Origin of the sequence: Frankia sp. BMG5.23, from assembly GCF_000685765.2 — a bacterium.
In the GTDB taxonomy this organism is placed as follows: Bacteria; Actinomycetota; Actinomycetes; order Frankiales; family Frankiaceae; genus Frankia; species Frankia casuarinae.
Map to the genome: position 1 here is coordinate 1 of NZ_JDWE01000016.1, position 11,428 is coordinate 11,428.

The following is an 11,428-nucleotide window of genomic DNA, read 5'->3' on the forward strand; positions in this document are numbered from 1 at the left end:
TGCGGCGTCGGGTTCATCTCGGGACCAGTCCTGCCGGGGCCGGAGCCGCCGGTCACCGTCGGAGACTCGGGCGGGTAGAGACGCATCCAAGTGTGGGACAATCCCACCACCTGCGCTAACGGAAGCGGCAGCAGCATCCGAAAACAGCGGCATCCCGAAAACAGGGGATGTCGGGATGGGTGCCGCCAGCGGACCCGCCGTGCCCGGTGCGCACGTGTGCGGACCGGGCACGGCGACGAGGGGATGGCTCTGCTCTAGACCACGACGTCGCGGGAAGACCGGCCCCGCTGTTCCCGAGGGTGCCGCTGTTCCCGAGGGTGCCGCTGTTCCCGAGGGTGCCGCCGCCGCCCGGTCTGCCGGTCCCCGTCGCGGCGGACCAGCCCACGGGTGACACCGCACGGGTCGTCATGCGGCGGGGTACACGGCTCGCACTCGGCCTCGATGGTCGCGTGAGTGATGCCGTGCCGCGCGGCGAGCATCGCCTTGATCGCATCGGACACCGATCGGGCCTGCGCCAGGCTGGGATGGCCCCCGTCGCCGTGGGCACTGTCGAGATGGCCGAGCTCCAGATGCACCGACGCGGCGAGGAGTCGGTCGGACAGGCTCCAGACGTGCAGGTCATGCACGTCGAGGACATGAGGGTCGCGCAGGATGTCGGCACGCACCGCCGCGACGTCCAGGCTCGCCGGGGTTGCCTCCAGCAGCACCCGTGAGGCACTCGCCAGCAGCCGCGCCCCCTGGACGGCGATGAGCAGCGCGATCACCAGCGAGACCAGCGGATCCAGCCAGTACCAGCCACCGACCAGCCAGATGGCCCCGCCGGCGGCGGCGACCGCCAACGATACCGCGGCGTCCCCGGCGAGGTGCAGCACCGCGGCCCGGGTGTTGAGATCACCATCGCCGCCGTGGACCACCCACGCGCTGACCCCGTTGACAACGGCGGCGGCCAACGCGACGGCGACCACCACTCCCCCATCCACGAAACCGGTCGAACCGAGGCGCCGCAGGGACTCCACCGCCAGCAGCGCCGTCACGACCAGCACGGCGGCGGCGTTGGCCTGCGCGGCAAGCACCGGCCAACGCACCCCGCCGAAGGTGCGGCTCGCCGACGGCGGCCGCCGGGACAGTGCCACCGCGACGAGCGCGAGCACCACGCCGGCAGTGTCGGTCAGGTTGTGCCCGGCGTCGGCGAGCAGACCGACCGAACCGACCGCGAGCCCCGCCGCCGCCTGCCCGATCACGATGGCGATGTTCAATGCGGTCGCCAGCAGCAGCCGGCGCCGTTGGCCGGCACTCCCGGGCGTCTCGGAAACACCATGACCATGACCATGACCATGGCTGTGGCCGTGACCGTGACCGTGGCCGTGGCCGTGATCCCGGCCACGACGATCATCGTGGCCGGCGCCCTGGTCACCGAAGGTGCCGGTGCTGGTCATGCGTCGCACGCACCGGCCAGGGCGGCACGGTCGGCGGCGCCCCCGGAGCCGACGTCATCAGCACCACCGGCCTCGCCAAAGACCCCACCGCGGGCCCCGCCGAGGCTCCCCGGCGCGGCAGCCGCGACGGGGGCGGTGACGTTCGGGTGGATGTGGTCGGTGTCGACGGCCAGGACGACGCCGAGAAGATCGTCCAGGGCATGGCGGAGCTTGTCATCGGCGAGCTCGTAGCGCTGCCGGCGACCCTCCGGCGTGGCGACGACCAATCCGCAGCCACGCAGACAGGCCAGATGATTGGACAGATTCGTGCGCCCCACCCCGAGGATCTCCGCAAGATCCGAGGGGTAGGCCGCGCCCTCCCGCAGTACCAGCAGCAATCTGGCCCGCGTCGGGTCGGACAGCGCGTGCCCGAATCGGGCGAGCACCTCGGCATGCGAGGCAACCTTCACCATGCTTCAACGGTACAGCCGGTCCTGACGTCAGCCAACGCTGAACGGAACCGGCTACCGCCCCGTCGGACGGCGACAGGAATCCGTCGCGCCACCGACCTCCCGGGCCGAGTGCGCGAACTTCTCCGGGTACGTGTGCTTCGGCCGGCGAATTTGGGGGACCTGAGGATGGTCTGCGGGCCCTGGACCGTGCCCTGCTCCCCATAACGTGGCCGCCGCGCGATCAGGCGGACCCCTGTGTCCGAGACCCGGGCCAAGTCGGCGCGACGGTCAGGCGTCGAAGAGAGCGCTGACGGACTCGCCGTTGTGGATGCGGCGGATGGCCTCGGCGAGCGCCGGGGCGACCGTGAGAATCTTCAGCTTCGGCACTCGGTCCCCCGCCGGAATTGGCACCGTGTTCGTGCACACGATCTCGGCGACCTCGGGCTGGTCGCCGATGCGCTTAAGCGCACCCGCCGCAAACAGCCCGTGCGTACACGCCACCCGCACCGACCGCACGTTCAGCTCACGCAGCCGCTCAAGCAGCTCGAGCACGGTGCTACCCTTGGCGATCTCGTCGTCGAGCACGATGACGTCCCGGCCAGCCACGTCACCGATGACCGTGCTGATGCTGACCCGGTCGTCGGCGAAACGCTGCTTGGCCCCCGCCGCCACCCGCACCCCGAGCATCCGGGCGAACGCCGCCGCCTCCTTGGCGTTGCCGAGGTCCGGGGAGACCACCGTCGTGTTCGACAGCTCGTAGTGACGGAAGTGCGCGGCAAGTTCCCGCAACGCATGCAGATGATCCACCGGCACGCTGAAGAAACCATGGACCTGCGGCGAGTGCAGGGTCATGGCGAGGACGCGGTTCGCACCCGCGGTGACGAGCAGGTCCGCGACCAGCCGCCCGCCGATCGAGATCCGCGGCGCGTCCTTCTTGTCCGAGCGGGCATAGGCATAGTGCGGCAGCACGACCGTCGTGCGCGCCGCCGACGCCCCGCGCGCCGCGTCCAGCATCAGCAGCAGCTCGACGAGGTTCTCCTGCACCGGTGCGACCAGCGGCTGGATGAGGAACACGTCGCGTTCCCGGCAGTTCGCGGGAAGCTGGACCTCCAGGCAGTCGTTGGCAAAACGCTGCACCCGCACCCGATGCAGCGGCACGTCAAGGTGTGTGCAGATCTCCTCGGCGAGACTCGGATGGGCACTGCCGCTGAAGACGGCGATGTCTCGCACGAACCGCTCCTCGTTCCCTGTTCTCGGTGTCCCCGGTCTCGGTGTCCCCGGTCTCGGTGTCCCGGGCCTCGGTGTCCCCGGTCGACGTCCGATGGACCCGCCCGTCCCGGATGGTATCGACCAGAGGCCGAGTCATGCCGAGGTCCCTAGCGCCTCCCGGATCGACACCCGAGTCCCGCCACGCTTCACCGCATTGCCGTACACCCTCCCGGCCAGCCAGACCAGTGCCCCGATCAGCGCGAGCGTCAGCGCCATCGCGACCACCACCTGCCACCCCGCCACGCTGCCGATCCCGATCACCATCGGCATCAGGACCGGCGCGAACAGCGGAATCATCGCCAGCGCCAGGATGAGGCCGCTGTCCGGCGATCCCGGCAGCACCGAGATGCCCAGCACGTACGGGACAACGATCAGCAAGATCATCGGTGCCGTGACCCCGCCGGCGTCCTCCTGCCGAGACACCAGTGCCCCGGCGGCCGCGAACAGCAGCGCGTACACGGCAAACCCGAGCAGATACCACAGCAGCGCCAGCGCGACCGACCCGATCGCGATCCCGGCCGGAATGTCGAGCTGCCCGGTGGTCAGGCCCAACGACACGCCGACCACCCCGATCAGCGTCAACTGACCGAGAGCCACGGCGCCGATCCCGATGACCTTGCCGGCCATCAGCTGCCACGGACGCACGGTCGCCAGCAGCAGCTCCACCACCCGGCTGCTCTTCTCCTCGATCACCCCCTGCGCCACGGCCGGGCCGAAGATCAGCAGAGACAGGTAGATCAGCCCGCCGGAGAGCAGGCCGAGCAGCAACCGGGCCCCGTCCTGTTCCGAGGCCGGCCGCAGGGCGCTGACCTGGACCGTGGCCGCGGACACGGCTCGCCCCACGACGGCCGGATCACCACCGAGCCCCACGACCTGGCGCTCGAGCGCGACCTGCCGGGCGGCGAGGCTCAACACCGACGTCAGCCGGTCGCCGAGCTCCTTCTTGACGACCACCCGGTAGACGGCGTTCCCCGCCGCGCCAGGGGTCGCAACCACGCGGACGAACGCGTCGACGTCACCGTCGAGCACGGCCCGCTCGCCGACCGCCCGATCCGCCACCGCACGGACCTCGACGTTCTCGCCCAGCGACCGGGCCGCAGCCTCGACCGTCGCCGCCTGCCGGAAGTCGACCGCGGTAAACGCGATCCGGCTCGCCGACGAGCCGCCGGTCAGGGACGTCAGCAGCACCATGGCGCCGATCCCGAGGACGAACAGCCCCGTGGTGATCCGGAAGGCCCGCGACCTGGTCCTGGTCACGATCTCCCGCCGGGCGATCAGCCGGATCACCCGGCCCGACACCTGCGCCGCGCCATCCAGCCCCCGCACGCTCACGCCGCGTTCTCCGGGAACGCCCCACTCCCCGGCTGCTGCCCGGCCTGCACGACGACGTTACGGAACAGCTCGGTCAACGACGGCCGGCGACGACGGAACTCCCGCACCGGGCCCGTGGCCAGCGCCGCGCGCAGTACCGCCTGGTCGTCGGCGCCCGCGGTGAGGCCCAGCACCGTCCGCGGCCCGTCCCGGTGACGCACGACGACCCCCGGTATCCCGTCGGCCCAGCCCGGCGGCGCCGCCGGCGCGTCCACCACCACCTGCAGATCACCACCCGCGCGCAACTCGTCAACCGAACCGCAGGCGACCATCCGGCCCGCCCGCACGATCCCGACCCGGTCGCACAACCGCTCGACGAGATCGAGCTGATGGCTGGAGAACATCACCGGAACCCCGGCGGCGCGACGCTCCCGCAGCACCTCGCTCATCACGTCGACGGCCACCGGGTCCAATCCGGAGAACGACTCGTCGAGTATCAGGACGACCGGATCGTGCACGAGCGCGGCGGCCAGCTGCACCCGCTGCTGGTTCCCGAGGCTGAGCTTCTGCACCTCGTCGTCCAAGCGGCTGGACACCCCCAGCCGCTCGGTCCACCGCGCCACTGCCCGACGGGCTGCCGGCAGCCCCATTCCGTGCAGTTGCGCGAGGTAGACGAGCTGCTCACCCACCCGCATCCGCGGATACAGACCGCGTTCCTCCGGCATGTAGCCGATCCGGCGGCGGGTGCGTAACGTCAGCGGAACGCCGTCATAACGCACGACCCCGGAATCCGCCGCGAGCACCCCGAGGGCGATACGCATCGTCGTCGTCTTCCCGGCACCGTTGCTGCCGACGAACCCGAACAGCTCGCCGGCCCGCACCTCGAACGTCATCGACTCCAACGCGACGACGTCGCCGTACCGTTTCGACACCCCGTCGATTTCGAGCCGTCCATCGCCCACCTGCACCAGCTTTCCACGGCGTTCCAGGTAACGGTCAACCCCTGCCTCTGCCACCCAGATGCTATTCGCGGTGGTTTTCATGATCAGTTTTGCGTGGTGCGACGATGTCAACACCGTTGATTATCAGGATGCGCCGGGGGGGACGAACGGCAGGCCGGCGGGTGTGCCCTCGGCGAGCAGGCGGCGCAGGGCGCCTGTGTCGAGATGGTCGGCGACGAGGTCACCGAGGGCGTCGAGGCGGCGCTGCCGAGCATCGGCGAAGCACGTGAACGCCGGGACGAACGAACGCCCCGCGGCCGTGGCCACGTCGGCGAGATAGGCGCGGCGGAACGCGTCGTTCTCCAGCACCCCGTGCCAGCTCGTGCCGGCGACCGCGCCGACGCGCACCCCGTCCGCGGCGAACGGCGCGCTGTCCGGATGCTCCTCGACGGTCAGCCGCCCGTGCCGGATCTCGTAGCCGGTCAGCGGTCGGCCGGCGGCATCGGTGGCCGCGCGCCGACCGAGCAGCTTCACCGGGTCGAACGTGGTGATGACCGGGAGCAGGCCGAGACCATCGACCTCGCCCGCACCCGATTCGACGTCGTCACGGATGCGACGGCCGAGGATCTGGTAGCCGCCACAGATACCCAGCACCGGACGGGCCGCGGCGGCGCGTTCGGCGAGGGCCGCGGCGAGACCACGGCGACGCAGCCAGCGCAGGTCCTCGACGGTGGAACGGGTGCCCGGCAGGATCACGAGGTCGGCGTCGGCGAGCTCGTCCGGTCGGGTGGCCAGGCGCACCGCGACCCCGGGCTCGACGCGCAACGCGTCGATGTCGGTCACGTTCGACAGCCGGGGCAGCCGGATGACGGCGACCCGCAGCACCTCCCGCCGACCGCCGTGCGAGGCAGGCCGCGCCTCGGGACAGGGCTCGGCGTCGGGGAAGGCAGCGAGGTCGAGGGAGTCCTCGACGTCCAGCCACAACCCCGCCTTCCAGGGGACGACGCCGTGCACCGGCCGGCCGGTGAGCCGTTCGATCTGGCGCAGTCCGGGTTCGAGCAGTCGGGCGTCGCCACGGAACCGATTGATCACCCAGCCGGCAACCAACGCCTGGTCGGCCGCATCGAGCAGGGCCAGCGTGCCGAACAGGGCGGCGAAGACCCCGCCCTTGTCGATGTCGCCGACCACGATCACCGGCAGGTTCGCGGCGCGCGCCAGGCCCATGTTGGCGATGTCGGTCGAACGCAGGTTGATCTCCGCCGGAGAACCGGCCCCCTCGCAGATCACCGCGTCGAACCGGCCGCGCAGGTCGTCCAGGCACTCCAGGACAATCGCGGCCAGCCGTTCCTTGTACGGGCGGTAGCCGAGCGCGTCGACCTCGGCGACCGGGCGGCCCAGCACAACGAGCTGGCTGTGCCGCTGGCCCCCCGGTTTGAGCAGCACCGGGTTCATCGCCGCCTCCGGTTCGACACCGGCCGCCGCCGCCTGCATCGCCTGGGCCCGGCCGATCTCCGCACCATCGGCGGTGACCGCCGAGTTCAACGCCATGTTCTGCGCCTTGAACGGGGCGACCCGCACCCCCTCCCGCGCCAGCCACCGGCAGATCCCCGCGGTCAGCACGCTCTTGCCGGCATCCGACGCGGTCCCGGCGACCAGCAGTCCCCCGCTCACCGGCGGCGCTCTCTTCTCCCGGGCCCACCAGAGCCCCCGGAGCCAGCGCGTCCGGATCCGGTACCGAGGCCGAGGCGCGCGGTCAGGGCGGAGGTGACCAGCCGCGCCACCGGAGCCGCCGCCGCCGTCAGCGCGACACAGACCACGCTCACCGCCGCGGACAACCGGGCCGCGGCTGCGACGTCCGCGCCCTGCGGCCGCCGGCCGAACCCGAGCTCCGGCCGGTGCTCGACGCGGTAGGGGTAGCGCAGCTCTCCCCCGAGCCGCAGCCCCAGCGCCCCGGCGAACGCGGCCTCCACCATCCCGGCGTTGGGGCTGGGATGCGACCGGCCGTCCCGGCGCATGACCCAGTACGCGTCGACCGCCGAACCGCCGACGACCGGGGCGCACGCGCAGGTCACCAGCGCGCACATCCGCGCCGGGAGCAGGTTCGCCAGATCGTCGAGGCGCGCCGCCGCCCAGCCGAAGCGTTCGTACCGGGGGCTGTGGTGTCCGATCATCGCGTCAAGGGTGTTGATCGCCCGGTAGGTGACCAGGCCGGGCAGGCCGGCGAGCGCCCCCCACCACAGCGGGGCGACCAGCGCGTCGGAGGTGTTCTCGGCGATGGACTCGATCGCGCCGCGGGCGATCCCGGCGGCGTCCAGCGACGCCGGATCGCGTCCGCACAGCGCCGGGAGCCGTTCCCGGGCCGCGGCGAGATCGTCGGCGCGCAGCTCCTCACCGAGGCGTCGGCCCTGACGGCGCAGCGAGGCGCCACCGAGGACGGTCCACGTGACCACCGCCGTGAGCGCGACGGCGCGTTCAGCGGCGCGTTCAGCAGCGCGTTCAGCAGCGCGTTCAGCAGCGCGTTCAGCAGCGACGGCGGGCACGGCGACCGCGGCTAGCAGCACCGCGGTGTGCAGCGCTCCGGGCGCCCGGCCGTCCCGGTAGAGCCGGTTCTCCAGCCGGGACGCGGCCCGCCCGAACCCGGCGACCGGATGCAGCCGCGCCGGGTCGGCGAGCAGCCCGTCCAGCACGGCACCGAGGACCAGACCGAACGCGCGCACGGCACGGGAAGGGACCACGGCACGGGAAGGGACCACGGCTCAGACGCTCATCGCGTACGCGACGACCCCGCGACGGACGGCGTCCATCGCAGCCCGGGCGGTCCGGCGCACCCGCGCGCCGTCCGGCGTTCCCGGGTCCGCCTGCACCATCGGAGCGACCTGCGCGATCTGGTCAAGGATGTCGATGAGCTGGCGCATCCACCGGACGAAATCGCCGGCGGTCAGTTCCACGGAACTGTCGGTCAGCACCCGTTCCAACGTGCGGCCCGCGGCCCAGTCGTGCGCGACGGCGACGAATCCGAGCTCGGGCGGGCGCAGGAACGCGAGCCGGTGGGCCTGCTCGGCCTCGGCGAGCCGCTCCGACAGCCGGACCATCTCGGCGAGGCAGTCGCGTAGCGCCGCGCCGCCCGGCAGCGCCGGGACGCCGGCGTCGTCACCGCGCGGCTCGAACACCAGCGTGGACACGGCGGCGGCCAGCGCCGGCGGGGTGAGATCGTCCCAGATGCCGGCGCGCAGGCATTCGGCGACGAGCAGGTCCTGCTCCGAGTAGATGCGCGCGAGCACCCGCCCGGCGGCGGTGACGCGGTCCCCGTCCAGGTAGCCGAGGTCCTCGAGCGCGGCGCGGACCCGGTCGAACGTCTTCGCGACCGTGTTCGTCCGGCCCTCCACCTTCCGTGAGATCGCGGCGGTCTCCTTGACCAGCCGGTTGACCTGCTCGGCGGAGCGCAGGTGCTCCTCGCGGCGCGGACAGTCGTGCACCGGATGGGCGCGCAGGGCCCGGCGCAGCCGGGCGAGCTCGGCGTCGTCCGCCGCGGCCGAACGGACCCTGGCCCGCCGGCCCGGAGGGGCATCGGGGTTGACGTCGGCGGCGCGCAGGGAGGAGGCCAGATCCCGGCGTGACTGCGGCGAGCGCGGGTTGAACGACCGCGGCACCCGGACCCGGCCGAGCGGTTCGACGGCGATCGGGAAGTCGGTCAGGGACAGCCTGCGAACCTGCCTGTCCGCGGTGAGCACCACCGGCCGCGGGCCGTCGGCGGCATTCGCGGCGGCGTCGGCGTCGAGCACGACAGCGAGCCCGCTGCGCCGCCCGGCGGGCACCCGCACGATGTCCCCGGTCCGCAGCCGGGCGAGCGCCGCCGCGGATTCGGCCCGCCGGCGCGCCGAACCCTCCCGCGACAGCGCGGCCTCCCGCTCAGCGATCTCCCGGCGCAACCGGTCGTACTCGCCGATGTCACCCTTGTCGCAGCTCAACGCCTCACGCTTCGCGTCGATCGCCTCGGTGTTGCGCTGCACCGCCCGGGCCAGGCCCACCACGGCCCGGTCGGCCTGGAACTGCGCGAACGACGACTCCAGCACGGTGCGTGCCCGCTCCCGCCCGAGCCTGCCGACCAGGTTGACGGCCATGTTGTACGACGGCCGGAACGACGAGCGCAGCGGATAGGTCCGCGTGGAGGCCAGCCCCGCGAGCGCGAGCGGATCCAGCCCCGGCTGCCACAGGACGACCGCGTGGCCCTCCACGTCGATGCCGCGCCGCCCGGCGCGGCCCGTCAGCTGGGTGTACTCCCCCGGGGTGATGTCCACGCGGCTCTCGCCGTTGAACTTCGTCAGCCGCTCCAGCACGACGGTACGGGCGGGCATGTTGATGCCGAGCGCCAGGGTCTCCGTGGCGAAGACCACCCGGACCAGCCCCTGGACGAACAGCTCCTCGACGATCTCCTTGAAGGTTGGCAGCATGCCGGCGTGGTGGGATGCGATGCCGCGTTCCAGCCCCTCCAGCCACGCCCAGTAGCCGAGCACGGCGAGGTCGGTCTCGGGGATCCCGGCGGTGCGTTCCCGGACCAGGGTCCGGATCCGCTGCTGCTCCGCGGGGCCGACGAGCCGCAGACCCGCACGCACGCAGGAGGTGACCGCCGCATCGCAGCCGGCCCGGCTGAACACGAAGACGATCGCCGGGAGCAGGCCGTCGCGGTCGAGCCGTTCGACGACCTCCGGCCGGCCCGGCACCCACGTCCGCCGGCGCGCGCCGGGCGCCGGCCGACCGCGGCCGACCGCGGGAGAGCCCCCCGACAGCGCCCGGCTCTCCTCGCGGGCCAGCCGCAGCAGGTCCGGGTTCACCACTCGTCCACCGACCGCCGTCGGACCACCACGGGCCGCGGGGATGGCTGCCACGGGCGCCTGGCCGGCACCCCCATTGCGGCCACGGTCGCCACCGCGACCACCCTGGGTGGCCCGGCCCCGTTCGCCGTTGCGGTTGCCGCCCCGCCCCCGTCCGCGGTCCCGGTCGCCGCCGCGGTCCCGGTCGCCGCCGCGGTCCCGGTCGCCGCCGCGGTCCCGGTCGCCGCCGCGGTCCCGGTCGCCGATGGTGGCGCGCCGGGTGCCGGCTACCTCGAATCCGGCTTCGACCCCGACGTTCCACCTCGACCGGACGAGATCACCGTCCAGGGTGGCACGAAGTGCCTCGGGTCCGCCCGGCGGCGGGGTGCCGGCAGTGTCCTCGAGGAACAGGTCGTACAGGGTGCGGTCAGCGAGCACATGCTGCCACAGCGGAACGGGACGGTGATCGCTGACGATGACCCGGGTATGGCCGCGCACCGTGACCAGCCACTCGGCGAACTCCTCGGCGTTGCTCACCGTCGCGGACAGGGAGACCAGCCGGACCTGCGCCGGCAGATGGATGATGACCTCCTCCCACACGGCGCCGCGCTGGCGGTCGGCGAGGTAGTGCACCTCGTCCATGACGACATAGCCGAGGTCGTCCAGCCGGCCGTTGTCGACCGGGCCGGCGTAGAGCATGTTGCGCAGGACCTCGGTGGTCATCACCACGATCGGGGCGTCGCCGTTGCGGGAGGTGTCCCCGGTCAGCAGGCCGACCGAGACGGCGCCGTAGCGGGAGACGAGATCGGCGTACTTCTGGTTCGACAGCGCCTTGATCGGCGTCGTGTAGAAGCAACGCGTCCCGGTGCGCAGGGCGAGATGGGCGGCGAACTCGCCGACAACCGTCTTACCCGCTCCCGTCGGGGCCGCGACGAGCACCCCTTCACCGGCAGCCAGCGCCGCGACCGCCTCGAACTGGAACGGGTCGAGTCCGAAGGGGAGGCCAGCGGCGAACTCCACAAGAATCTCGGGCGTGGAGGACACATCAGCCACCCTACGGGACGCGACGGCCGGCAGCCGACCGGTTTATGCCGGTCCCGACCGGCCGGGGAAGAACCTACGAGCGTCAGGTGATGTCGCCGTGGGTGACGTCGGTGCTTGGGGAGACGGGGGCCGTCCCCGCGCCGACGGGTGTTGACGACCCGGTGCCGACCGGGTTCGCCGTGCCG

8 protein-coding genes are annotated in these 11,428 nt (G+C 72.5%); all 8 read right to left on the reverse strand.

Annotated elements, in window-relative coordinates; translation table 11 throughout:
• Positions 1-254: 254 nt before the first annotated feature.
• Positions 255-1,436: a cation diffusion facilitator family transporter gene (locus BMG523DRAFT_RS09710; RefSeq protein WP_043590940.1), complete on the reverse strand. Its 1,182-nt coding sequence runs from the start codon at positions 1,434-1,436 to the stop codon at positions 255-257.
• Positions 1,433-1,888: a helix-turn-helix transcriptional regulator gene (locus BMG523DRAFT_RS09715; protein WP_011436996.1), complete on the reverse strand. Its 456-nt coding sequence runs from the start codon at positions 1,886-1,888 to the stop codon at positions 1,433-1,435. Before BMG523DRAFT_RS09715 ends, BMG523DRAFT_RS09710 begins: the two co-directional genes overlap by 4 nt.
• A gap of 267 nt (positions 1,889-2,155) precedes the next feature.
• Positions 2,156-3,097 (reverse strand): ribose-phosphate pyrophosphokinase, encoded by a 942-nt coding sequence (locus BMG523DRAFT_RS09720; RefSeq protein ID WP_011436997.1) that lies wholly within the window; start codon positions 3,095-3,097, stop codon positions 2,156-2,158.
• 132 nt (positions 3,098-3,229) lie between these two features.
• Positions 3,230-4,468, reverse strand: coding sequence for an ABC transporter permease (locus BMG523DRAFT_RS09725; protein WP_083494786.1), 1,239 nt, complete (start codon positions 4,466-4,468; stop codon positions 3,230-3,232).
• Positions 4,465-5,409 carry an ABC transporter ATP-binding protein gene (locus tag BMG523DRAFT_RS09730; RefSeq protein WP_049761086.1) on the reverse strand — a complete coding sequence of 315 codons (945 nt, stop codon included), beginning with the start codon at positions 5,407-5,409 and terminating at the stop codon, positions 4,465-4,467. Before BMG523DRAFT_RS09730 ends, BMG523DRAFT_RS09725 begins: the two co-directional genes overlap by 4 nt.
• Positions 5,410-5,532: 123 nt before the next feature.
• On the reverse strand, positions 5,533-7,059 hold the full coding sequence (locus BMG523DRAFT_RS09735; protein ID WP_043590943.1) for a cobyric acid synthase: 1,527 nt from the start codon (positions 7,057-7,059) through the stop codon (positions 5,533-5,535).
• On the reverse strand, positions 7,056-8,141 hold the full coding sequence (locus BMG523DRAFT_RS09740) for a cobalamin biosynthesis protein (RefSeq protein WP_051623810.1): 1,086 nt from the start codon (positions 8,139-8,141) through the stop codon (positions 7,056-7,058). The genes BMG523DRAFT_RS09735 and BMG523DRAFT_RS09740 overlap by 4 nt, the downstream gene beginning before the upstream one ends.
• 3 nt (positions 8,142-8,144) lie before the next feature.
• A complete protein-coding gene (locus tag BMG523DRAFT_RS09745) occupies positions 8,145-11,243 on the reverse strand; it encodes an RNA helicase (RefSeq protein ID WP_043590946.1) in 3,099 nt (1,032 codons plus the stop codon).
• Positions 11,244-11,428: the final 185 nt, after the last annotated feature.

Excerpts from the sequence above, each read along its gene's own strand:
- BMG523DRAFT_RS09710 (WP_043590940.1), bottom strand. The coding sequence starts at position 1,436 with ATGACCAGCACCGGCACCTTCGGTGACCAGGGCGCCGGCCACGATGAT.
- BMG523DRAFT_RS09715 (WP_011436996.1), bottom strand. The coding sequence starts at position 1,888 with ATGGTGAAGGTTGCCTCGCATGCCGAGGTGCTCGCCCGATTCGGGCAC.